This window comes from Flavobacterium silvisoli (genome assembly GCF_004329815.1).
Lineage (GTDB): Bacteria > Bacteroidota > Bacteroidia > Flavobacteriales > Flavobacteriaceae > Flavobacterium > Flavobacterium silvisoli.
On sequence record NZ_SJPE01000010.1, the window covers coordinates 1 to 24,059 of the forward strand.

The following is a 24,059-nucleotide window of genomic DNA, read 5'->3' on the forward strand; positions in this document are numbered from 1 at the left end:
CCGTAGCATTCGGTGTTCCGGTGAAAGTCAGAGTCGAACTGCTATTGGCACAAATAGTTGTTGGCGAAAAACTTGCCGAAGCAGTCGGGTCAATTACCGTTAAAGTTATCGTTTGGCTGAGTGGTTTGGCACAGCTTGGTGAACCCGAGGTGGTCACACTCACCAATACTACTGTTGTGTTGACCGTGTAAGTTCCCGATAAAGTGGCGGTTCCAGAAGCATCTAAAACGATGGTTTGGTTGGCTCCTCCGTTGATGGTATAGGTTACCGTAGCATTCGGTGTTCCGGTGAAAGTCAGAGTCGAACTGGTATTGGCACAAATAGTTGTTGGTGCAAAACTTGCCGAGGCAGTCGGGTCAATTACCGTTAAAGTTACCGTTTGGCTGAGTGGTTTGGTACAGCTTGGTGAACCCGAGGTGGTCACACTCACCAATACTACTGTTGTGTTGACCGTGTAAGTTCCCGATAAAGTGGCGGTTCCAGAAGTATCTAAAACAATGGTTTGGTTGGCTCCTCCGTTGATGGTATATGTTACCGTAGCATTCGGTGTTCCGGTGAAAGTCAGAGTCGAACTGGTATTGGCACAAATAGTTGTTGGTGCAAAACTTGCCGAGGCAGTCGGGTCAATTACCGTTAAAGTTACCGTTTGGCTGAGTGGTTTGGTACAGCTTGGTGAACCCGAGGTGGTCACACTCACCAATACTACTGTTGTGTTGACCGTGTAAGTCCCCGATAAAGTGGCGGTTCCAGAAGCATCTAAAACGATGGTTTGGTTGGCTCCTCCGTTGATGGTATATGTTACCGTAGCATTCGGTGTTCCGGTGAAAGTCAGGGTCGAACTGCTATTGGCACAAATAGTTGTTGGCGCAAAACTTGCCGAAGCAGTCGGGTCAATTACCGTTAAAGTTACCGTTTGGCTGAGTGGTTTGGTACAGCTTGGTGAACCCGAGGTGGTCACACTCACCAATACTACTGTTGTGTTGGTTGTGTAAATATTGGTTAAAGTAGCGGTTCCAGAAGCATCTAAAACAGTGGTTTGGTTGGTTCCTCCATTGATGGTATACGTTACCGTGGCATTCGGTGTTCCCGTGAAAGTAAGAGTCGAACTGGTATTGGCACAAATAGTTGTTGGCGAAAAACTTGCCGAAGCAGTCGGGTCAATTACCGTTAAGGTTATAGTTTGATTCAATGGTTTGGTACAGCTTGGTGAACCCGAGGTGGTCACACTTACCAATACTACGGTCGTATTAGCTGCATAAGTCCCCGATAAAGTAGCGGTTCCAGAAGCATCTAAAACGATGGTTTGGTTGGCTCCTCCGTTGATGGTATAGGTTACCGTAGCATTCGGTGTTCCGGTGAAAGTCAGATTCGAACTGCTATTGGCACAAATAGTTGTTGGCGCAAAACTTGCCGAGGCAGTCGGGTCAATTACCGTTAAGGTTATCGTTTGGCTGAGTGGTTTTACACAACCCGGCAAGGTAGCCGTTTTGGCACTTATCAATGTCACTGTCGTGTCAGAAGCGTATGTACCTGACAAAGCAGCACTTCCTGAACTATTCAAAACAATGATTTGATTGCCTCCTCCATTTATGGTATACGTTACCGTTGCATTGGGCGTACCGGTAAAAATCAGAGTCGAAGTTGTGTTGGCACAAATCACAGGCGGATTAAAACTAACTGAAACTGAAGGACTTTGTATGATTGTTATGGTAACCGTTTGAGGATTTACAGGACAAGAAGTTGAAGTATTAACGGTATAAGTGAACACATAAGGACTTCCCGATGGTGTCATAGTACTGACATCCACTGTTCCTTGGTAGCCATTAGTAGTAGCAATAGGCCCTGTCCATGTGCCGGTGTTATCAGGCTCATCACCAAGAAAGTCGAATAAATCAAATGGGTCAGTACTTGGAACTACATCTTCACAAATTGAAAATTGTCCGGAAGAACCGGCATTATTCGGCGCTTCTATAGTTACAGTTACTGCCAAACGAGTGGCACTTGGACAGTTACCAACATTTGACTCGGCATAATAGGTTTGTCCGTTTACCAAAGGAGTTAAACTATCCAACTCTATCCCCGAAGTTGCCGTGAGATACCACAAAAGATTAGTTCCGTTGGCAACTAAATCAGCAACCAAAGGATTGGATTCGGAGCAAAACTTCGGATTCATATCACCGGTGGGTGTCGGAACTATAGTTATCGTTACCGAGAAACCTTTTCTTGAAGTCTCACATCCGGTGTCGGGATTGGTTTGACTGGCATAATATGTTGAACCACTTACCAGAGGTGTAGACGATGCAAGAACGGTTCCTCCTGTCGGGGTTGCATACCATTTGATTTGGTTCCCTATCACATACGGAGCTAAATCTGCAATTGTTGAAGCCTGACAAAATTGAATAGAACCTAAAACAGCTGTCGGTTTTGAATATACAGTCACAGTTACTGAAGGTCTAACCGCACAACTCCCGGTTATATCATCTGCATAATAAACCCCATCATTTAATGCAAAGGAGTTAGACAAAGGAGTTCCTCCAGTAGAAGTTGTATACCATCTGATACCACCTCCATTATCAGTAGCCACTAAACTACCTACAGTTGGCGTTTGAGTATCACAAAATGACTGATGAGTATTGGCAATTGTAGGACACTGAGCAAGTACCGTGTTATTTATTCCAAACAAAAACAGTAGTAAGACAGCGTTATAAAAATGTTTTTTAACAAGAGTAGTTATTCTCATAAGCAATTCAGTTTAAACATTTTCAGAAATATTCGAATTCTCAACCGCTAAAACATCCTAAAACCCTCTGTAAAACAGAGAATAAAAATGCTGTTTTTATAGTTTTATCCAAAATAAAAATGCTTCTACTATATTACTCATAAAAACAATCTCCCTCTTTGAGCTGTTAAAATGTTATAAACAAAATAATCAACATTATTAACATTTAATAAACAATGCCCATCAATTATATTTTATTGAAATATTGAAAGTTACATTAATTAAATAAATTTAAAAGAAGTTATCAATACTCAATAAAAGTCTCAAAAAAAAGAAAATTGTTAATAAGTTTACCCAACACTAGGAACCTATTAACAATTATATTGCTAGTTCAAAAACGTTTAAAACAAAACCTGCTGCATCTCACGGGAAGCAACATTGAACTCAGCTATTGTATCTTCAATTATAACACTTACCGGTTTAATTTCATGTATTAATCCGGCTATTTGACCTATTTCCAATTCGCCCTCTGTTAAATCGCCTTCAAACATTCCTCTTTTTGCTCTGGCTCTTCCCAACAGCGTTTTTAAATCTTCAGGAGTAGGACATTTTGCATATAATTGCTCAAGATCGTGATAAAATTTATTTTTAATCAAACGAACCGGAGCCAACTCTTTTAATGTCAACTGAGTATCTCCTTCCTTAACCGTAATGATTGTTTTTTTGAAATCGTCATGTGCTGAACTCTCCACTGAAGCCGCAAAACGAGATCCCATTTGAACTCCGTCAGCTCCCAGAATCATTGCCGCCAACATACCACGCCCGGTAGCTATTCCGCCTGCCGCTATTAATGGAATCGAAATGTTTTCTCTGACCATCGGAATTAAGGTAAGAGTCGTCGTTTCTTCTCTTCCGTTATGCCCCCCAGCTTCAAACCCTTCTGCAACCACCGCATCAACACCAGCCTCTTGTGCCTTTAATGCGAATTTAGAACTGCTCACAACATGAACCACTGTAATGCCATGTTGCTTTAAATGAGAAGTCCATGTTTTAGGATTTCCAGCCGAAGTAAATACAATCTTAACCCCTTCTTCGATTATGATTTGAATAATTTCTTCGATATTAGGATACAGCATCGGGACGTTTACTCCAAAAGGCTTATCGGTAGCTTTTTTACATTTCTGAATGTGTTCCCTCAAAACATCGGGATACATAGAACCTGCCCCTATTAATCCTAAACCGCCAGCATTACTGACTGCACTGGCCAATTTATAACCGCTGTTCCAAATCATGCCGCCTTGGATGATTGGATATTTTATATTGAAAAGTTGGGTAATTTTATTCATTTATATCGAATTACTATCCGTATTAATTTTTTAGTATTTTGCCTGATTGCGAAAATGAATTGCTTTGTATTTTATAAAAATAAATTCCGGGATTTAATTTTTTTAATGAAATCGATGAAGTCGCTTCCTCTACCTGCGTTTGAAAAACCAACTGTCCCAAAGTGTTGTAAAAATCAATAGTAGCCTGATTCAGATGATTTGGAAAAGAAACAAACAGAACATCATTCGCCGGATTAGGATACACTAAAAATTGAGGTTTAGAATTGTTGCTTACCGAAAGGGCTGTATCTAAAGCCAACTGAAAATCCGGAATTCCATAACCGTAATTGTATGTAGGATTTGAAAAAGCATCTGCAGATTGCTTCACAAAATCAATAATTTGGACATTAGTTGCCCAAGGAACAGCTTGCCAAAAACTGGCTATGGCACCGGCTAAAATAGGGCAAGAAAAAGAAGTCCCATTAGCCGTTATTATTGACCCTGATAAATTTGACACCACTGCACTTTCCCCCTGAGCCATCACATCGGGTTTAATTCTTCCGTCAAACGAAGGACCAATAGAGCTGAAAGATGCATACGTTCGGTTTGGTTTTACGGCTCCCACAGTCAACACATTCTGAGCATCAGCCGGAACACCGATATACGGATTGGGTCCGGCTCCCGAATTTCCGGCACTGGCCACACACACCATACCTTTGCTGAAAGCAACCTCGGCCCCTTTTGAAACGAATGAAGTCGTGCCATTCATATCTTCATAAGTATAACTGTAACTTGGATCATCATATTGAAAATACCCCAGAGAAGTTGTAATAACATCCACTCCCAGACTATCTGCAAGTTCAGCCGCTTCAACCCAGTAACTTTCTTCTACCGGATTTTCGGAAGCAATATCTTCCGTTATGAACAAATAGTATTGTGCATCGGGAGCTGTACCCACCAATTGATTGGGCACATATCCACCCATGGCTGAAAGCACCATAGTCCCGTGTGAACCTCTGCTGTAAAAATTAGTATTGTCATCAACAAAATTATATCCTCCCAAAATCAAATTATTCGATTGCAGGCGTTGAAACGGAACCGCTGTATTGACATTTGGGAAGCCGGCATCTAAAACAGCAATTATCTTTCCGGCACCGGTAAAATTATTTTGGTGCAACAGATGGGCATTGAGCATTTGGATTTGATTCCCCGAATTACCATAGGCATATGAGGTAGTCACCTCCAGATTTTTATTGACTTTCTGCAATACTTTTTTCTTTGCTGCAGCTGACTTATTGGTATTATTCAAACTTCTGTCAGCAAATTGAATATGATCAACAAATGGCAGATTTGACAAACTTTGAATATCCGCTATGCTGCCTCTGACATGCAGCGCGTTAAACCATTTCGACTTGGCTTTAACCACAATTCCGTTGGCGGATGCAACCGTATCAATGTATGGTTGATGCAAAGGCACATCTTTACTATCTACTGCTATATTTTGATTGGCTCTTCTGTCTAAAGCTCTTTGAGAAAGCATTTCCAGCGGATTATCGAAATAAAACTGAGTTTCCGGTTTATCGGTAAAATAAACCCAAGCATCTTCCTGCGAAAATCCTAATGAACTAACCAGTAAAAATGCAATAAAGAATAATTTTTTCATAGCCTTAACCTTTTGGAAAATGCTAATTTATGAAATTACTCCTGAACCCACTAATTCATCATCTATATTCCAAGCCACAAATTGCCCTTCAGTAATGGCTGATTGAGGTTCATCAAAAGTAACATACAAACCACTTTCGAATTGATATAAAGTAGCTTTTTGCAAAGCCTGACGGTAACGAATTCGGGCCATAACCCGCATCGACTCACCATTATTCAAGGCCAAATCTTCCCGAATCCAGTGAATTTCTGACGGTTGAACTCTGAGTGTTTTTTTAAATAAACCCGGATGATTGGCTCCTTGCCCGGTATAAATAGCATTTGTTTTTACATCAGTAGCAATGATAAAAAGAGCCTCTTTGGTCCCCCCTACATTTAACCCTTTGCGCTGACCAATGGTAAAATAATGCGCCCCTTGATGCTTGCCTACAACCTTGCCGTTTTCGGGTGTATAGGAAATCCCTTTAGACTCGAAAGCCAATTGTTCCTCCAGAGAACTAAATATTGGTATTGACTGATGATAAACAGAACTGTTGGCATCTATCTCATAAATCAAACCTTCTTTGGGTTGCAATTGTTGTTGCAAAAATTCAGGCAAACGTACTTTTCCGATGAAACACAACCCTTGGGAATCTTTTTTTTCAGCCGTAACTAAGTCTAGCTGCATGGCAATTTCGCGAACTTCCGGCTTGGTTAATTCCCCTATCGGAAATAAGGATTTGGCCAATTGTTCCTGCGATAGTTGACAGAGAAAATAGGATTGGTCTTTGTTGTCATCTTTGCCGGCCAAAAGCTGGTAAACCGGTTTACCGTTTACTTGTATTTCGCCTTTTCGGCAATAGTGCCCAGTAGCTACGTAATCGGCACCGAGACTTAAAGCAATTTTCATAAAAACGTCAAACTTGATTTCGCGGTTACACAACACATCAGGATTTGGAGTTCTTCCTTGTTCGTACTCGTTGAACATATAGTCCACGATTTTTTCTTTGTATTGCTCGCTTAAATCAACCGTTTGGAAAGGTATACCCAATTTTTCAGCTACCAAAAGAGCATCATTACTATCCTCCAGCCAAGGACATTCGTTGGAAATGGTGACCGAATCGTCGTGCCAATTCTTCATAAAAAGACCAATGACTTCATATCCTTGTTCTTTTAACAAATAAGCGGCCACGCTTGAATCAACTCCACCGGAAAGTCCGACAACTACTCTTTTCATTAGTACAGCAAAAAATTTGCCGCAAAATTACTCGTTTATTTATTATTGTTCTAGCGGTTTAACTCTTTTTTCGAATTTCTTCCCCTGTTTGTTCATGTTGACTTCCTTTAGTTTGTCTTTTTCGAGAACTTGCCACATACCAACCTTTTTCCCGTTTTTAAAAAAACCTTTCCCTGCAATTTTATTAAGCGGCGTTCTGAAAATAGCTAAGCCATCATACTGTCCGTTTTTATAGGTGGTTTCTTCAAGCACGACGCCATTCTCGGTGTAGCTTTTATACGGCCCATCTTTGATTCCGTTTTTATAACTGGTTTCCTCTGCAATGTTTCCGTTTTTGTAAAACACTTTTCTAACTCCGTCTAACTTTCCGCTTGTGTATTTTTCCAATGTCATGATTTGCGGAGAATCTTCGTGGTAATACTTCCATTCGCCCTCAAATTGTTTATTAACCACTTTACCCTCGCTTACTTTGTTATTTTTTTGATTGTAAAAAATAGTGTAGCACGAATTGTCTTTGGGATTGAACTCACGAGTTGCAATCACTGTTCCGGCTTTGGTATCATCAAAAAACTTGAAAAGACCCGTTTCTTTTCCATGAACAAATGTACCTTCGTATCTAGGCCTTTTTGATTCTTCGTAAACACCTTTCCACAAACCGTGTTTGTTACCATTTTCATCTAATTTATTAAAATCCTGAGCAAAGCATACTGAATGGATAAAGAAGAAAACTAATATGTATTTCATTTCGAATTGTTTTATGTATAACGACAAAATATCTTGTTTAGTATAAAAAAAAATAAATTCAAAAGTAAAAAAACATTCATCCCATTCTAATGTTAAAAACAATTTTGACTTTCTTTTAACAAGTAAGTTTTATATCTCAAACAAATACTTTTGCGTGTTTTATGATTTAGTTGTTGATTTAAATGATTATTTTTTATATTTGAAAAAAATTAAACCTTACTATAGATGAAAAATTTTATGAAAAAAATCAGCCTGATAGCCGTAGCTTTTTTGGCATTTTCCTGCTCAAAAGCTGAAAGCGAAAAATCATTAAAAACAATGTCAATTGCGGAGATTGCAACCGTAACACCCGAACTAAGTAGTTTTGTGGATGCCCTTGATGTTGCAGGATTGACTGATACCTTTAAAAATGAAGGAAACTATACTGTTTTTGTACCTAACAATGATGCTTTTGCTAATATGTTGATAAGCTTGGGATATGCTTCGCTTGAAGATTTGGAAGCCGCTAAACCAGGATTATTGGCTTCAGTATTGAAATATCACGTATTAACTTCAAGAGTACTCTCTACAAATTTAACCAACGAAGCAACTGTTACTACTTTGAATGGTCAAAATATCACCGCAAGTGTTGTAGTTCCGGATCCAATTAATTATCCAAACGACAATGTTATCTCTCTTGTATATCCTGATCCATTTGACACTGCCACTCCTCCAGCTAATCTTTCTTCAACAATTACTGCCAGAGACATTAGATGTTCTAATGGAATCATTCACACTGTAGATACTGTTTTACTTCCTTTATCAGTTAACGCTGACTAGTAAACCAAGTTAATAAATTTTAAAAAAGGCTGTCTTTTATAGACAGCCTTTTTTTTATAATTCATTCAACAAAAATATCTAATTCACAGAACATAAATTTATCACAAGTGTATTCAATGGCTGCTAAATTTCAATACGAATCAAAATTACATTGAGGCATTAACAGATAACAATCATTGTGAAATCATTTTGTTTATTTTTTTTCACTTCACGAAATAACCACCAATACAAATCAAACCAATATATATCGTAAAGCACTGGTTTTTAACATCTGAAACAACATCAAACAAAAGCGTTAATTTTTTCATAAATATTAATTTGTTTAATTTTTTATATTTTTTGTTAAACAAAAATAATTTAGATTTGTGTAAACTTAAACAATAATAACTATGAAAAAACTATTCAAAACATTCGCAATTGTAGCTTTTAGCGCTTCAATTATTTCCTGCAGTAGCGATAGCAGTAGTACTCCCGAAACCATCGCACAGATCGCATCTAAGAATGAAAACTTAAGTACTTTGGTAAGTGCTCTAAACAAAACCGGATTAACGTCAACATTCAACAGCGCGGGTGATTACACCGTGTTTGCTCCAACAAATGACAAATTTCAGGCATTTTTAACGGCCAACGGATATGCAAATTTAGACGCTGTACCGGTTAATGTATTAACAGAGATTTTAAAAAACCACGTACTCTCCGGTTCTTTAAACAGCAGTGAACTGACAACCGGTTACGTAAAAACATTAGCCAAAGGTTCAGCTTCTTCTACAAATACCTTGAGCATGTTTGTAGAAGTGGGTTCAACTGTAAAATTAAATGGAGGTGCAACCAATGGGGGTGCAACTGTAGTAACAGCAAATATTGAAGCTTCAAACGGAGTGATTCATATTGTTGACAATGTCATAGGATTACCAACCGTAGTAAATCATGCAATTGCTAACCCTAATTTCTCTTCTTTGGTTGGCGCATTAACCAGTGCCGGACAACCTGACTTTATAGGGATTCTTTCAGGAACCGGACCCTTTACTGTATTTGCACCCAACAATGCTGCTTTCACATCATTAGATGCGGAATTAGCACCAAGCGGAATTGCCGGTGTATCAGCAGCTAATTTGACTAAAGTATTACAGTACCATGTCGTGAGTCCGGCCAATGTGTTATCCAGTACTCTTACCGAAGGACAAGTTATAACTCCTATTCTAAGCCCGGCACAAACGTTTAAAGTATTACTAAATGGCAGCGCAAGACTAAAAGATGCCAACAACCGTGAATGTCCAATAATAGCTACCGATGTACAAGCATCAAATGGTGTAATTCACGTTTTGAGTAAAGTACTGTTGCCAACCTTGTAACAAATATTAATTGCTATGAAAAAAAAAGCGCGGTTAATAACCGCGCTTTTTTTATAACATGAAAATATTTATTTTTTCTTGTTTTGCAGCTGTTTCTGAGCTTCGGCCTGCTCCATCATCTCTCTCATTTTTCGCTGAAACTTTCCTTCTGCTTTGGGTTTGGTTTTATTTTCCTGAATTTGTGCATGAATTTTATCACTGTCAATGAAATACTTTTTGATGACAATCATAATACCAATGGTAATTAAGTTGGAAATGAAGTTATACAAACTCAATCCGGAACCGTAACTGTTGAAGAAAATCAACATCATCACCGGTGAAACATAAATCATAATCTTCATGATTTTACCCATATCCGGCATTCCGTCTTGAGGTGGTTGTGCCATAGCTTGGTCACCCGAAGTCATTTTCATGTAAAAGAAAATTGCTATTGCAGCCAATATCGGGAATAAACTGATATGGTCTCCGTATAGCGGAATGTGGAAAGGCAATTTGGCAATTTGGTCAAAAGACGATAAATCATTCGCCCAAAGGAAGCTTTTTTGTCTCAATTCAAATGCTGATGGAAAAAACTGGAATGAAGCATACATGAACGGAATCTGAATCAATGCCGGGATACAACCTGCCATAGGATTTACCCCTGCTTTGTTGTACAGTTTCATCGTTTCCTGTTGTTTTTTCATCGGATCTTTTTTGAACTTTTCTCCGATTTCCATAATCTCCGGTCGCAATACTTTCATTTTAGCCTGTGACAAAAACGACTTAAAGGTAATTGGCGACATGGCCACTTTAATCAGGATGGTGAAAATGATAATGGCAATACCAAGAGCCATGTATGAACTCAAAAATCCGAATAACGGAATAAAAATAAACTTATTAATCCAGCCGAAAATCCCCCAACCCAACGGTATGATTTTATCAAAACCTTTGTCACAGTCTTTTAGCGTTTTGTAATCTGTTGGCCCGAAATACCAGTTCATCTTATAATCCAACTCACCATTTGTAGCTACTAATGGCAAATTAGCTTTGAATTGTTTGGTGTAAATAGTATCCGTTTTTTCGTCGTTTACCAAATTATTCGAATGCAATTTTGAAGTAGCAAATGGAGTTTTAGTAGCCAAAATGCTCGAAAAGAAATGTTGTTTAAAAGCTACAAACGTAACATTTTCAGGAGTTTCCTCTTTGTCTTTACCTTGTCCAACGTAATTATCTTTGCCTCCGTCATATTCGTAGCGTATATCGGCATAACGGTTTTCATACGAAATACTCTTTTCGTTGCGGTAGGTCTTCATATCCCATTGCAAATCGATTGGTTTTGTGGTATTCAAAACCCCATTCATACCTTGAGAATGAATATCAAAATCAACCAGATATTGATTTGGAGCCAATACATATTTGTACTCCAAATACTCATTAGCACCTGATTTAAGTTTCATCGAAAGAATTTGATTGGCTCCTACTTTGGTTAAAGTAGGTTCAAAAAACAAATCTTTGGTATTTAAAACACGATTGTCTTTGGTAGCCAACTGAAGATTGAAGCTGCTGTTATTGTCTTTGATTAACTCAACCAATTTACCGGAATTCTTACTGAATCTTTCAAATTTCTTCAAAGTAGCCTCTGCAATATACCCTCCTTTATTGGCGATTTTGAGTTTAATCAAATCGTTTTCCAAAACGGTATAATCTTCTTTAGCCGACGGTAAAGTTGCCGAATAAGCGAAACTTCCTAAAGTCCCCTGCAATTTTTGAATTTTAACCGAATCTGCAACAGTAGTATCGCTGATGGTTTTAGCCACTTCTTGAGCCGGAGTTGCCACCGACTTAGCCTTTGCCTCTTTTTCTGTTTTTGCTTTTTCCTGTTGCTCTTTTAGTTCAGTTTGTCTGTTGTTGTACATCATCCACATGATGACAATGAAGATTAAACCAAATCCAATTATCGAATTAAAATCAAATTTCTTTTTTTCCATTATTTACTTATTTGTCATAAGAAGCAACAATCTGGTAATTGTTACAACGTTATTTTTTATGTTTTACCATTGCGGCCACAAAGCTAACAAAAATTGGGTGTGGATTCGCAACTGTACTTTTATATTCCGGATGGTATTGTACTCCTATAAAAAACGGATGGTCAGCCAACTCAACAATTTCTACCAAACCGGTATCCGGATTTGTACCTGAAGCAATTAATCCGGCATTTTCCAGTTGTTTTTTGTACTCATTATTAAATTCATAACGATGACGATGACGCTCCAAAATCTGGTTTTTTCCATAAATTTGATGTGCCAGCGTCCCTTCTTTAATATCGCATTTCCAAGCTCCTAATCGCATGGTTCCGCCTTTGTCTGTAACAGTCTTTTGGTCTTCCATTAAAGATATTACCGGATTTTTGGTCTCCTCATTCATCTCGGTAGAATTGGCATCTTTCAACCCTAATTTAGTTCTCGAATACTCTATAACCGCCATTTGCATTCCCAAACAAATTCCGAAAAAAGGAATATTATGTTCACGGGCATAACGAACGGTCTCTATCTTCCCTTCAATACCGCGTCCGCCAAATCCTGGTGCTACCAGTATTCCGTCCAAACCTTGCAATTGCTCGGCAGCTGTAGTCGAATCAATATATTCAGAATGAACACTGATGACATTTACTTTAGTCTGATTGGCAGCTCCTGCGTGTATAAAAGCTTCTAAAATAGATTTATAAGAATCCTGTAATTCAACATATTTTCCAACCAAACCTACGTTTACTGTTTGTTTCGGATGCTTCAATCGGTGCAAAAAGGTATTCCAGTTTTTTAAGTCAGGTGCCGCTTTTTTAGGCAGATTTAATTTCTTTAAAGCAACGATATCCAATCCTTCTTCTAACATCATATTCGGCACTTCGTATATCGTGGAAGCATCAATTGATTGAATAACCGCTTCACGTTTCACATTACAGAACAAGGCTAATTTCTGGCGCAACTCATCCGACAATTCATGTTCGGTTCTGCAAACCAAAATATCGGCTTTTATCCCACTTTCCATCAGTGTTTTTACCGAATGTTGAGTAGGCTTGGTTTTTAATTCTCCGGCAGCGGCCAAAAACGGAATTAACGTCAGATGAATAACAATACTATTGCCTTCACCTAACTCCCATACTAACTGACGAACCGATTCGATGTAAGGCAACGATTCAATATCTCCAACTGTTCCGCCAATTTCAGTAATTACTATATCAAAATCGCCCGATTTTCCGAGCAATTGCATACGTTCCTTAATTTCATTAGTAATGTGCGGAACGACCTGCACGGTTTTCCCCAAAAATTCTCCTCTGCGTTCTTTTTCAATAACCGACAGATAGACTCTTCCGGTGGTAACATTATTGGCCTGAGAAGTAGGTACATTCAAAAAGCGTTCGTAATGGCCTAAATCCAAATCGGTTTCTGCACCGTCATCAGTCACAAAACATTCTCCGTGTTCATAAGGGTTCAGTGTTCCGGGATCAACATTGATGTAAGGATCAAATTTTTGAATGGTTGTTCGATAGCCTCTTGCCTGTAGTAACTTGGCCAGAGAAGCGGCAATGATACCCTTTCCCAAAGAAGAAGTCACACCGCCTGTAACAAAAATGTATTTTGTTTGTGTTTGATTCATTGTAGTTGTAGTTGTGTTGTTGTATTTGTTGTTGTAAAAAACGAGGCAAAAATACGATTTAATTTGAAGATTAGTCTATTTGAAGATTTGAAAATTATTATTTTTTGGGATTGTAAAATGCACTTATGACATCTTCAAATTTTCAAATCATGCCATTTTCAAATTGGCTTAGGATATTGCTTTTTGATGTTACGCACCAATGGTTCCAAACCATTTAATTTAAGCTCGTATACAAGTTGTAATTGCTCACCGAGTTGACCTTTCGGGAAGCCTTTCTGATTGTACCAAACCACATAATACTCGGGCAAATCAATAAGGTAATACCCTTCGTATTTACCGAAAGGCATTTTAGTATGTGCCAGTTTGATAAGAAGTTGTTGCTGGGAGTTCAAAATTACTTCCAATTAAAAACGATTACCCGCTTGATATCAGGGTGCAGACTCATGTTTACCGGACAGGTTTCGGCGGTACGCTCCAAAATCGTTTTGGTTTTTTCATCAACCGTTATGTTCATGTCAAATGTGATGTGAATTTCGGAGATGCGTCTTGGCTCAGCTGCCATAATTTTAGTCACTTCGGCAGTTGCTCCCGAAAAATCAATCCCCATATCACGGGCTTTGATTCCCATAACAGTAAACATGCAGGAAGCCAAACCATTAGCTACGGTATCGGTTGGCGAAAAGGCAGCTCCTTTTCCATTGTTATCTACCGGTGCGTCCGAAATAATTTCACTCCCGGACTGCAAATGAACAGACGATGTTCTTAAATCGCCCAAATAGGTCACTTTTGATGTTGGCATTATAAGGCTTCTTTAATCGTTAAATCGGTATCGTAATATAATATATAAATTCCTTTGTTGGTATACCCTCCAGTAGCATTCAGGACATAATCAAACTTATTCTCTATTTGGTCCGAAGGATTACTCAACACAGTTTCTTCAAACGGTTTATCCTGAGACAAACGCAGGAGCGTATCAAAAGTCACGTCAAAACCACGAATGGCGTATTGATTCGGGAGTATTTTGTTAAGTTTCTTGTATTTGGCATCAAACTGGCTGGCCTCAAGAGTTTCATTTGGTCGCGATACTGACGGATAGAGGAGCTTCAGCTTGGTCAATCGACTGAGGGCTATTTCTTCAAAATCCAAGGTTTCATTTGGCTCCATGATGGCCAATTGTACCTGATAGTCTTTTTGTGCGTTGAGCATAGCCGTGGTAGTAGCCAAAATCATCCCGGTACTTTCAGAAGCTATGACAACATAATTCAGCCTGTCTTTTTGAAGCAAAGCTTTCAAACTGTCCGCCACAAAAGTTCCTTTTTCACTCAAACCAACGATACGCACACCTTTCTGCATTTCCTGGATGTATTGCTTAATACTTCCTTTCTTAGGATCAACCACCACAAGGATGTTACCTCCCTTAGCCCTCATGTAGTTAAAAATGGTGCTGCGCAAAATGTCATTAGACGGCATTGATTGATACAAATTAGGATACTTCTTCCCTGTTTCTTTAGACAGTGGCGAAATCACAGGCGTTTTGGAAACCGCTAACAAATCGGCCAACTTTTCGGCATTGGATTGATAAAACGGTCCAACAACAGCATCCATAGCCGCCAAATTATTTTGTTCGGCCAAACCGGCTACATTGGAACTGTTCTTGGTTTCTTGAGAATCCAAAATCTTGATATCAATGTTGAGTCCCAATACTCTGGCAGAATCAATCGCCATCAATGCTCCCGAATAGAAATCTAAAGTCAGATTCAGGAATTTATCCTTTTTTAAACGGGCCTGAGTGGTATTGACCGTATCACTTTCAATTTTACTGATATTAAACGGAAAAAGTAATGCGAGTTGTTTCCTCGCATTAGTATTGATTTTCTTTATCAAATTTCCCTGTCCTTGATCTTTAACCGGGACGGGGACTTCTTTCTTAGTGATGATAGGCACCCTCAGAATCATTCCGGTTTTCACTCCTCTTTTCAATTCGGGATTGAGTTCTAACAATTCGCTTTCAGACATGCCGTAATCATTGGCAATGCTGGAAACCGTTTCATTAGGTTTTACCACATATTCCTGTAAATATTTTTTTCCGCTGGAGGTAGGTGTGATTTCCTTTTGTTTGATTCCGTTAACCACCGGTGTTTCAGCGTGAGCAGTAGCTCCTGTACCCGAAACCACCAGTTTCATACCTACAGGAAAACCGTTTAAAATTTGCGGGTTTAATTGTTCTAACTCTTCTATGGTCATGCCATATCGTTTAGACACTCCGTATTTGGTTTCCTTTGGCTCGATGACATGATAAGTGGTTTCACCCTTGGAGGCTGCTCTGGGCTCTTCCTTCACAATAGGCTTCAAAGTTTCTTTGATCGATTCTTTAACCGGAACCGGAGCAGAAACAACTCCTGTTGCATTTCCTGAAGATGCCGGAATTTTTATATTCTGACCGGTTTTTAACCCATTATTCAACAAGTCACCGTTAGCTGCTTTTAGCTCTTCAATTGTAACGTTGTATTGTTTTGAAATGCTGTATAAAGTTTCCTTTGGCTGTACCAAATGAGTAGCAGGCGGATTTCCTTTTGATTGCGTTACAGAGGCTGTAGCCCCAACAATAGTGGATGACGGAATCAACAATACGCTGTTTAACTGAATGCCGTTTTGAGAATCGGGATTGAGTTTGTAAATATCAAAAGGTGTTACCTTGTATTTTTGAGCTATAATAGTAACCGTTTCACCTTTACTAACCGTGTGTTTAATATACTTTTCCTGCTTGGCCGAAACGGTCAGCACAAAAGAAAAAACGGTCAGAAGTATTGAAAAAAGAATACGCTTTTTCATGTACTTATTATTTTATTTATGGCTAAAATTAGCAAATCTTTTTCATTTGAAAGCAAATAACCGACTTTTTTTAACCGTTTGTCGAGAAAACCAGTATTACTCCCACTCTATCGTGGCAGGTGGTTTTGAACTGATATCATAAACCACACGGTTCACACCTTTGACTTTATTGATGATTTCATTTGAAATTTTCATCAAAAAATCATATGGCAAATGCACCCAATCAGCTGTCATTCCGTCTGTTGACTCCACCGCTCTCAGGGCTACTACTTTTTCATAAGTGCGTTCATCTCCCATCACCCCCACACTGTTTACCGGAAGTAAAATAGCACCGGCCTGCCACACTTGGTCATATAGCCCGTGTTCTTTTAAGCCATTGATGAAAACCGCGTCAACTTCCTGTAGTATGTTTACTTTTTCCTGAGTAATGGCTCCTAAAATACGAATAGATAAGCCCGGACCGGGAAAAGGATGTCTTCCTAATAGCTCATCGTCTATCCCAAGTGTTTTCCCAACACGGCGCACCTCGTCTTTGAAAAGCATGCGCAAGGGCTCCACTATCTGCAGTTTCATATAATCGGGCAAACCACCTACATTGTGGTGTGATTTGATGGTGGCGCTTGGTCCTTTAACCGAAACCGACTCGATGACATCGGGATAAATGGTTCCCTGAGCCAACCATTTCACATCTTCAATTTGATGGGCTTCGTCATCAAACACCTCGATAAAAACTCTACCGATAGTTTTGCGCTTTTGTTCAGGATCTTCTATTCCTTCCAGTGCTTTTAAAAACCGCTGGGAAGCATCAACTCCTCTTACGTTTAAACCCATATCTTTATATTGGTGCAGCACGTTTTCGAATTCATTTTTGCGCAGCAAACCATTATTGACAAAAATACAATAGAGGTTTTTACCAATAGCTTTGTTCAATAAAACAGCGGCTACGGTTGAATCGACCCCTCCTGAGAGCCCGAGTACTACCTTATCGCCCTTTACTTTTTCCTGCAGTTCTTTTACACAATCTTCTACAAAAGCATTAGGAGTAAAGTTTTGCGGCACCTGAGCAATTTTCACCAAAAAGTTTTCTAAAATCTGTTTCCCGTCTACAGAGTGGTATACTTCGGGATGAAACTGAATGGCATAGGTATTTTCGCCTTCGATGCGATAGGCAGCATTGGTTACGTCTTTGGTACTGGCTATCAGCACTCCATTGGCAGGCAGTTGTTTGATAGTATCGCTGTGACTCATCCAAACCTGACTGTTCAAAGCTACTTCGTCCATAAATACTTCATCGTCTTTGATGAACGACAGATTGGCTCTACCATACTCGCGAATGTTACTCGGAGCTACTTCGCCTCCATTAAAGTGGGCCAAATATTGGGCTCCGTAACAAACGGCCAATAAAGGAAGCTTACCGCGAATTTGTGATAAATCAGGATGAGGAGCGTCTTCGGCTCTAACAGAATAAGGGCTACCGGAAAGGATAACCGCTTTGTAGGACGATAAATCATTAGGAAAATGATTAAAAGGGAAAATTTCACAGAAGATATTCAATTCCCTTACGCGGCGTGCAATTAGTTGTGTGTATTGCGAGCCGAAATCTAAAATTAGTACGTTGTGTTGCATGCGCAAAAGTACTACTCTCCATCCAAAATAAAAAGTCTCTTTTCTATATCCAACCATTTTTTTTCAGAATAAGTTACTACTACAGCAACCTACACTGTTTTTTTTAAATATATGCTCATTACTACAGCAACCTGCACTGTTTTTTATAAATATATGCTCATTACTACAGTAACCTGCACTGTTTTTTTTAAATATATGCTCATTACTACAGCAACCTGCACTGTTTTATTTTAAAATGCACTCATTACAGTAGCAACCCGCATTGTTTTATTTTAAAATGCACTCATTACAGTAGCAACCCGAATTGTTTTATTTTAAAATATACGGAATACTGGAGTAACTTGTATTTCTTGAATACATGCTTACCGGTTGCCACAAATAGACTAATAAAAAAACACCTGACAGGTTTTGGAAAACTGTCAGGTGTTTTTACTAAATATTTTTACAAGAATTACTTCTGCTTAAATGCTCTCAAGCCAGGGAAGTATGCGGTATCGCCCAGCTCCTCTTCTATGCGTAATAATTGATTGTATTTGGCCATACGATCCGAACGTGAAGCGGAACCGGTTTTGATTTGACCACAGTTCAAGGCCACCGCTAAATCGGCAATCGTGTTGTCTTCCGTTTCTCCCGAACGGTGGGACATTACCGAAGTATACCCGGCATTGTGCGCCATGTTAACCGCAGCAATGGTTTCGGTTAAAGTTCCAATTTGATTTACTTTTACCAAAATCGAATTGGCGATGCCCTTCTCAATTCCGGTTGACAATCTTTCTACATTGGTCACAAATAAATCGTCGCCTACTAATTGTACTTTGTCTCCAATCAGTTCGGTTAAGTATGCCCAGCCTTCCCAGTCATTTTCCTGCATTCCGTCTTCTATAGAAATGATAGGATAATTGGCTGCTAAATTGGCTAAATACTCCGCTTGTTCTTTAGAGGTTCTAACTTTTCCTGATGCGCCTTCAAATTTGGTATAATCGTATTTACCGTCAGTATAAAACTCAGAAGCCGCACAGTCTAATGCAATCATTACTTCGTCACCAAATTTATAACCGGCATTTTCTACCGCTTTTTTGATAGTATCTAAAGCATCTTCGGTTCCTCCTGCCAAATTTGGTGCAAAACCACCTTCATCGCCTACCGCAGTAGAGAGATTTCTGTCGTGCAACACCTTTTTCAGGTTGTGGAAAATTTCGGTTCCCATTTGCATGGCGTGCGTAAAGTTTTTGGATTTGACCGGCATAATCATAAATTCCTGAAACGCAATGGGCGCATCCGAATGTGAACCTCCGTTAATGATATTCATCATAGGCACCGGCAAAGTGTGGGCAGAAACACCCCCAACATAACGGTATAACGGCAAGCCCAATTCATTAGCCGCAGCTTTGGCAACCGCCAAAGAAACACCCAAAATAGCATTGGCACCAAGATTAGATTTGTTGGGCGTAGCGTCCAATTCTATCATCAATTGGTCGATATGATTTTGTTCAAAAACAGAAACCCCCAATAGTTCAGGAGCAATATTTTCGTTTACATTTTTTACTGCTTTTAACACCCCTTTACCCATGTAGGCTTTGCCTCCGTCTCTCAGCTCTACCGCTTCATGTTCGCCGGTTGATGCTCCACTTGGCACAGCCGCACGGCCCAGAACACCGTTCTCGGTTACTACATCTACTTCAATGGTTGGATTTCCTCTCGAATCAAGGATTTGTCTTGCATGTACTTTGATGATAATACTCATTATTTCTTATTTTAAAAGTTGACCCGAACGTAACGAACGGCTGTTACTGATTATAATTTTTGAACTACAAATATATTTAAGTTATACCAACTGCCTATTAATTCTGTTGAATGTTATTAACGCAAACGATTTAGTCGTCAAGAGCGAATGGTTTGGCCGTGTCAGTTGTCCTTATTCCCGTTTTCCGCACTACACGGTAGTTGCTGCAACCGGGGCTAAAAGAGAAACCTTATACCTCTTGCAAGCTTTTGGCTTTTTTGATATTGGCTACAAACTCATCAAACAAATAGGAGGCATCATGCGGACCGGGACTGGCTTCGGGGTGGTACTGCACCGAGAAACACGACTTCGATTTCATACGCATACCCGCCACGGTATTGTCATTGATGTGATAATGGGTAATTTCCAAGTCAGGGTGTTTTTCCAGTTCTTCTCTGTTTACGGCAAATCCGTGGTTTTGCGAAGTGATTTCGCCTTTACCTGTCAATACGTTCATTACCGGATGATTAATCCCTCGATGACCGTTAAACATCTTGTAGGTAGAAATTCCGTTGGCCAAACCAATAATCTGATGTCCTAAACAGATACCAAAAACCGGCTTGTCAGAGGCAATCATCGCTTTGGCAGTTTGTATGACCTGCTCCAGTGGTTCTGGATCGCCGGGGCCGTTAGACAAAAAGTAGCCATCCGGATTAAACGCTTGCAGGCTTTCGAAAGGTGTATCGTAAGGAAAGACTTTTATATAACAATCCCTCTGAGCCAAATTTCTCAGAATGTTTCTTTTGATACCCAGGTCAAGTGCCGCAATCTTGTAAGTTGCCTGCTCATTCCCAAAATAATACGGTTCAGTTACCGATACGGTTGAGGCCAGTTCCAATCCTTTCATATCGGGAACCTGAGTCAATTGACTTTTTAATTCTTCTATCGGAGTACCATCGGTACAGATAACTGCATTTTGGGCGCCGTTATCACGAATATAACTCACTAAAGCACGGGTATCTACATCGGATATGCAAATCAGGTTTTGTTGTTCGAAATAGTCGTACAGGTTACTTTCTGAGTTGGGACGCGAATGGTTGAAGCTGAAGTTTTTGCATACCAGTCCGGAAATCATGATTTTTCCGGATTCTACTTCGTCGGCATTGACACCGTAGTTTCCAATGTGGGGATTAGTGGCCACCATGATTTGTCCGAAATAAGACGGATCGGTGAAGATTTCCTGATAACCGGTCATACCGGTATTGAAGCAAACTTCGCCGAAGGTTTTTCCGGAAAGGCCAATCGATTTTCCGTAGAAAACTGTGCCGTCGGCCAGTAGTAAGAAGGCTTGTGGTCGTGTGGTGTATTTCATGTTGTTAGTTGTGTGTTGTAAGTTTAGTGTTGTTTGTATTGTTGAGCAAAAATAATTTATTGTTGACGGATTATAAAATTGATTTATCAAAGTTTATAAACATTCCGTTTGATTCCTTTTTTAGCCCCGATGGGATGAGTTACCGTGTAACCCAGACAGCGGGAATATGGATTTGAGACAGTGCACGAACCATTCGCTTCAAAACTTGAAATCCGTTCGGTTGAGTCCAAAAAAAAAAGGATAAACAAAACTGTTTATCCTTTATATTTAAGCGTCTGCATTCATTATGCTTCGTCTTGTTTAGTTTCTTCATCTGCCGGAGCTTCAGGAGTTTCTTCAACTGCCGGTGCTTCAGCAACTTCAGCTGCAGGAGTTTCAACAACTTCTTCCACCACTGGGGTCGGAGCTGCTTCAACTGCTGGTTTCGCTGCAGTATCTTCAGATTTTTTAGCTTTTCCACCACGACGGCTTTTCGCTTTTTTCTCTTCTTTTTTACCTCCGTTGTATAGTTCGTTGAAGTCAACCAACTCAATCATACACATATCAGCGTTATCTCCCAAACGGTTACCCATTTTGATGATACGGGTGTATCCTCCCGGACGGTCACCTACTTTAGCGGCAACTTCTCTGAATAATTCAGTTACAGCATATTTGTTTCTGATGTATGCGAAAACCACACGACGGTTGTGTGTAGTATCCTCTTTTGATTTGGTTACTAATGGCTCAACGAATTGTTTAAGCGCTTTAGCTTTAGCAACAGTGGTGATAATACGCTTGTGCTCGATAAGAGAGCAAGCCATATTAGCCAACATAGATTTTCTATGTCCAGTCTGTCTGCTTAAATGATTAATTTTTTTTCCGTGTCTCATTGCTTTATGAAATTTAATCTTATCCCGTTGAAGAGATCAGATTATTCTTTATCTAGTTTATATTTACTCAAATCCATTCCGAATGTCAGATTTTTGTTGGCAACCAACTCGTCTAACTCTGTCAACGATTTTTTACCGAAGTTACGGAATTTCATTAAGTCGTTTTTGTTGAAAGATACAAGATCTCCGAGTGTATCAACTTCGGCTGCTTTCAAACAGTTAAGAGCTCTTACAGACAAGTCCATGTCAACCAATTTGGTTTTCAACAGTTGTCTCATGTGTAATGATTCTTCGTCGTAAGATTCTGTTTGAGCGATTTCGTCAGCCTCTAAGGTAATTCTCTCATCAGAGAATAACATGAAGTGGTGAATTAAAACTTTGGCAGCTTCAGTCAGAGCGTCTTTCGGATTGATTGAACCGTCCGTTTTGATTTCGAAAACTAATTTTTCGTAATCGGTTTTTTGCTCCACACGGAAGTTTTCAATGGCATATTTCACATTTTTTACCGGAGTAAAAATAGAGTCTGTAAATATAGTACCGATGGCTGCGTTTTGTTTTTTGTTCTCTTCTGCAGGAACATAACCACGACCTTTCTCGATGGTTAATTCCATGTTCAGATTCACTTTACTGTCTAAGTTGCAGATAACCAATTCCGGGTTTAGCACCTGGAAACCGGAGATGAATTTTTGAAAATCACCAGCAGTAATTTGGTCTTTTCCTGAGATAGAAATGGAAACTGTTTCATTATCTACATCTTCAATCTGACGTTTGAAACGCACTTGTTTAAGATTCAAGATAATTTCAGTAACATCCTCAACTACACCAGAAATAGTAGAAAACTCATGCTCTACCCCTTCGATACGAACCGAAGTGATGGCATAACCTTCTAACGCAGAAAGTAAAACTCTTCTAAGTGCATTACCAACGGTCAATCCGTAACCCGGTTCTAAAGGTCTGAATTCAAACTTACCTTCAAAATCGGTTGAATCGATCATGATAACTTTATCGGGCTTCTGAAAATTAAATATTGCCATAATTTAGACTTACTGTCAATTATTATTTGTTGTACAACTCTACGATTAATTGTTCTTTGATGTTTTCAGGGATCTGAAGTCTTTGCGGTACAGATACAAAGGTTCCCTCTTTAGTATCGTTGTTCCAAGTAATCCACTCATATACATGATTAGAATTGGCTAAAGAACGCTCGATAGCTTCAACAGATTTAGATTTTTCACGAACAGCAACTTTGTCACCGGCTTTTAAATGATACGAAGGGATGTTAACCACTTCTCCGTTCACAGTGATGTGACGGTGAGAAACGATTTGTCTTGCCGCTCTTCTTGAAGGTGCAATTCCCATTCTGTATACTACGTTATCTAAACGAGCTTCACATAATTGTAACAAGATTTCACCTGTTACACCTTTAGAAGCTGCTGCTTTTTCAAATAGGTTTCTGAATTGTTTTTCTAAAATACCGTAAGTATATTTAGCTTTTTGCTTTTCCATTAACTGAACAGCATATTCAGATTTTTTACCTCTTTTTTTAGCCATCCCGTGTTGTCCGGGTGGGTAATTTCTTTTTTCGAAGGCTTTGTCATCTCCGAAGATTGCTTCGCCGAATTTACGAGCAATTTTTGTTTGTGGACCAGTATATCTTGCCATTTTAAATTGTTTTAAGATTGAGATTATGAATTCAGGTCACATCCTTCGATAATCTTTCGGTCAATCTTGAGTTATACTAAATTATTTTATAACTGATACTGAAATGATTTCAGTAAAAAATTATACTCTACGTCTTTTAGGAGGACGACATCCGTTGTGCGGCATTGGAGTAACGTCTATGATTTCAGTTACTTCAATTCCTGAGTTGTGAATTGATCTGATAGCAGACTCACGTCCGTTACCTGGTCCTTTTACATACACTTTTACTTTTTTAAGTCCAGCTTCTAATGCTACTTTTCCGCAATCCTCTGCTGCCATTTGAGCTGCATACGGAGTGTTCTTTTTAGAACCTCTGAAGCCCATTTTACCAGCTGAAGACCAAGAAATAACTTCACCTTTTTTGTTAGTTAACGAAATGATGATGTTGTTAAAAGTTGCATTAATATGCGCTTCTCCCGTTGATTCAACGATAACTTTACGTTTTTTTGTGGTCGCTTTAGCCATA

General features: G+C 39.3%; 19 protein-coding genes. 2 read left to right on the forward strand and 17 right to left on the reverse strand.

Going from position 1 to position 24,059, the window contains the following annotated elements:
• From EZL74_RS08890 to EZL74_RS08910, 5 genes are all read right to left on the reverse strand, one after another.
• Nucleotides 1–2,740: Ig-like domain-containing protein (locus EZL74_RS08890; RefSeq protein ID WP_131476262.1), on the reverse strand; the 2,740-nt coding region annotated here is incomplete at its 3' end.
• 380 nt (nt 2,741–3,120) lie between these two features.
• Nucleotides 3,121–4,065 carry an NAD(P)H-dependent flavin oxidoreductase gene (locus EZL74_RS08895; RefSeq protein WP_131476263.1) on the reverse strand — a complete coding sequence of 315 codons (945 nt, stop codon included), beginning with the start codon at nt 4,063–4,065 and terminating at the stop codon, nt 3,121–3,123.
• Between the two features lie 22 nt (nt 4,066–4,087).
• The gene (locus tag EZL74_RS08900) at nt 4,088–5,707 is read right to left on the reverse strand and encodes a S8 family serine peptidase (RefSeq protein WP_131476264.1); all 1,620 of its coding nucleotides are present in this window, start codon (nt 5,705–5,707) and stop codon (nt 4,088–4,090) included.
• Between the two features lie 27 nt (nt 5,708–5,734).
• The gene (mnmA, locus tag EZL74_RS08905) at nt 5,735–6,922 is read right to left on the reverse strand and encodes a tRNA 2-thiouridine(34) synthase MnmA (protein WP_131476265.1); all 1,188 of its coding nucleotides are present in this window, start codon (nt 6,920–6,922) and stop codon (nt 5,735–5,737) included.
• 42 nt (nt 6,923–6,964) lie between these two features.
• A complete protein-coding gene (locus tag EZL74_RS08910; protein ID WP_131476266.1) occupies nt 6,965–7,666 on the reverse strand; it encodes a toxin-antitoxin system YwqK family antitoxin in 702 nt (233 codons plus the stop codon).
• Nucleotides 7,667–7,891: 225 nt separating this feature from the next.
• On the opposite strand from EZL74_RS08910, the gene EZL74_RS08915 reads away from it, so the two are divergent.
• Both EZL74_RS08915 and EZL74_RS08920 read left to right on the forward strand, forming a co-directional pair.
• Nucleotides 7,892–8,485, forward strand: coding sequence for a fasciclin domain-containing protein (locus tag EZL74_RS08915; protein WP_131476267.1), 594 nt, complete (start codon nt 7,892–7,894; stop codon nt 8,483–8,485).
• A 389-nt stretch (nt 8,486–8,874) separates the two neighbouring features.
• Nucleotides 8,875–9,837: a fasciclin domain-containing protein gene (locus EZL74_RS08920; RefSeq protein WP_131476268.1), complete on the forward strand. Its 963-nt coding sequence runs from the start codon at nt 8,875–8,877 to the stop codon at nt 9,835–9,837.
• A gap of 68 nt (nt 9,838–9,905) precedes the next feature.
• Here the strand turns inward: EZL74_RS08920 and yidC are convergent, their stop codons facing one another.
• The 12 genes from yidC to rpsK form a co-directional block, all read right to left on the reverse strand.
• The gene (gene yidC / locus EZL74_RS08925) at nt 9,906–11,804 is read right to left on the reverse strand and encodes a membrane protein insertase YidC (RefSeq protein WP_131476269.1); all 1,899 of its coding nucleotides are present in this window, start codon (nt 11,802–11,804) and stop codon (nt 9,906–9,908) included.
• Nucleotides 11,805–11,853: 49 nt separating this feature from the next.
• Nucleotides 11,854–13,470, reverse strand: a complete 1,617-nt coding sequence (locus EZL74_RS08930) for a CTP synthase (RefSeq protein WP_131476270.1) — start codon at nt 13,468–13,470, stop codon at nt 11,854–11,856.
• 158 nt (nt 13,471–13,628) lie between these two features.
• The gene (locus EZL74_RS08935; RefSeq protein WP_394345862.1) at nt 13,629–13,874 is read right to left on the reverse strand and encodes a DUF3820 family protein; all 246 of its coding nucleotides are present in this window, start codon (nt 13,872–13,874) and stop codon (nt 13,629–13,631) included.
• The gene (locus EZL74_RS08940; protein ID WP_131476271.1) at nt 13,865–14,269 is read right to left on the reverse strand and encodes an OsmC family protein; all 405 of its coding nucleotides are present in this window, start codon (nt 14,267–14,269) and stop codon (nt 13,865–13,867) included. The genes EZL74_RS08935 and EZL74_RS08940 overlap by 10 nt, the downstream gene beginning before the upstream one ends.
• Nucleotides 14,269–16,302 (reverse strand): LysM peptidoglycan-binding domain-containing protein, encoded by a 2,034-nt coding sequence (locus EZL74_RS08945; RefSeq protein WP_131476272.1) that lies wholly within the window; start codon nt 16,300–16,302, stop codon nt 14,269–14,271. Before EZL74_RS08945 ends, EZL74_RS08940 begins: the two co-directional genes overlap by 1 nt.
• A 96-nt stretch (nt 16,303–16,398) precedes the next feature.
• Nucleotides 16,399–17,928: a glutamine-hydrolyzing GMP synthase gene (guaA, locus tag EZL74_RS08950; RefSeq protein ID WP_131476359.1), complete on the reverse strand. Its 1,530-nt coding sequence runs from the start codon at nt 17,926–17,928 to the stop codon at nt 16,399–16,401.
• A gap of 451 nt (nt 17,929–18,379) precedes the next feature.
• Nucleotides 18,380–19,672, reverse strand: a complete 1,293-nt coding sequence (eno, locus tag EZL74_RS08955) for a phosphopyruvate hydratase (protein ID WP_131476273.1) — start codon at nt 19,670–19,672, stop codon at nt 18,380–18,382.
• 229 nt (nt 19,673–19,901) lie between these two features.
• Nucleotides 19,902–21,023 (reverse strand): glutamine-hydrolyzing carbamoyl-phosphate synthase small subunit, encoded by a 1,122-nt coding sequence (gene carA, locus EZL74_RS08960; RefSeq protein WP_131476274.1) that lies wholly within the window; start codon nt 21,021–21,023, stop codon nt 19,902–19,904.
• A 284-nt stretch (nt 21,024–21,307) separates the two neighbouring features.
• The gene (rplQ, locus tag EZL74_RS08965) at nt 21,308–21,892 is read right to left on the reverse strand and encodes a 50S ribosomal protein L17 (protein ID WP_131476275.1); all 585 of its coding nucleotides are present in this window, start codon (nt 21,890–21,892) and stop codon (nt 21,308–21,310) included.
• Between the two features lie 41 nt (nt 21,893–21,933).
• Nucleotides 21,934–22,926: a DNA-directed RNA polymerase subunit alpha gene (locus EZL74_RS08970; RefSeq protein ID WP_131476276.1), complete on the reverse strand. Its 993-nt coding sequence runs from the start codon at nt 22,924–22,926 to the stop codon at nt 21,934–21,936.
• A gap of 22 nt (nt 22,927–22,948) precedes the next feature.
• The gene (rpsD, locus tag EZL74_RS08975) at nt 22,949–23,554 is read right to left on the reverse strand and encodes a 30S ribosomal protein S4 (protein WP_131476277.1); all 606 of its coding nucleotides are present in this window, start codon (nt 23,552–23,554) and stop codon (nt 22,949–22,951) included.
• A 120-nt stretch (nt 23,555–23,674) separates the two neighbouring features.
• Nucleotides 23,675–24,058 (reverse strand): 30S ribosomal protein S11, encoded by a 384-nt coding sequence (gene rpsK, locus EZL74_RS08980; protein ID WP_131476278.1) that lies wholly within the window; start codon nt 24,056–24,058, stop codon nt 23,675–23,677.
• Between the last annotated feature and the right edge of the window lies 1 nt (nt 24,059).

Excerpts from the sequence above, each read along its gene's own strand:
- EZL74_RS08895 (WP_131476263.1), bottom strand. The coding sequence starts at position 4,065 with ATGAATAAAATTACCCAACTTTTCAATATAAAATATCCAATCATCCAA.
- EZL74_RS08900 (WP_131476264.1), bottom strand. The coding sequence starts at position 5,707 with ATGAAAAAATTATTCTTTATTGCATTTTTACTGGTTAGTTCATTAGGA.
- mnmA (WP_131476265.1), bottom strand. The coding sequence starts at position 6,922 with ATGAAAAGAGTAGTTGTCGGACTTTCCGGTGGAGTTGATTCAAGCGTG.
- EZL74_RS08910 (WP_131476266.1), bottom strand. The coding sequence starts at position 7,666 with ATGAAATACATATTAGTTTTCTTCTTTATCCATTCAGTATGCTTTGCT.
- EZL74_RS08915 (WP_131476267.1), top strand. The coding sequence starts at position 7,892 with ATGAAAAATTTTATGAAAAAAATCAGCCTGATAGCCGTAGCTTTTTTG.
- EZL74_RS08920 (WP_131476268.1), top strand. The coding sequence starts at position 8,875 with ATGAAAAAACTATTCAAAACATTCGCAATTGTAGCTTTTAGCGCTTCA.
- yidC (WP_131476269.1), bottom strand. The coding sequence starts at position 11,804 with ATGGAAAAAAAGAAATTTGATTTTAATTCGATAATTGGATTTGGTTTA.
- EZL74_RS08930 (WP_131476270.1), bottom strand. The coding sequence starts at position 13,470 with ATGAATCAAACACAAACAAAATACATTTTTGTTACAGGCGGTGTGACT.
- EZL74_RS08940 (WP_131476271.1), bottom strand. The coding sequence starts at position 14,269 with ATGCCAACATCAAAAGTGACCTATTTGGGCGATTTAAGAACATCGTCT.
- EZL74_RS08945 (WP_131476272.1), bottom strand. The coding sequence starts at position 16,302 with ATGAAAAAGCGTATTCTTTTTTCAATACTTCTGACCGTTTTTTCTTTT.
- guaA (WP_131476359.1), bottom strand. The coding sequence starts at position 17,928 with ATGCAACACAACGTACTAATTTTAGATTTCGGCTCGCAATACACACAA.
- eno (WP_131476273.1), bottom strand. The coding sequence starts at position 19,672 with ATGAGTATTATCATCAAAGTACATGCAAGACAAATCCTTGATTCGAGA.
- carA (WP_131476274.1), bottom strand. The coding sequence starts at position 21,023 with ATGAAATACACCACACGACCACAAGCCTTCTTACTACTGGCCGACGGC.
- rplQ (WP_131476275.1), bottom strand. The coding sequence starts at position 21,892 with ATGAGACACGGAAAAAAAATTAATCATTTAAGCAGACAGACTGGACAT.
- EZL74_RS08970 (WP_131476276.1), bottom strand. The coding sequence starts at position 22,926 with ATGGCAATATTTAATTTTCAGAAGCCCGATAAAGTTATCATGATCGAT.
- rpsD (WP_131476277.1), bottom strand. The coding sequence starts at position 23,554 with ATGGCAAGATATACTGGTCCACAAACAAAAATTGCTCGTAAATTCGGC.
- rpsK (WP_131476278.1), bottom strand. The coding sequence starts at position 24,058 with ATGGCTAAAGCGACCACAAAAAAACGTAAAGTTATCGTTGAATCAACG.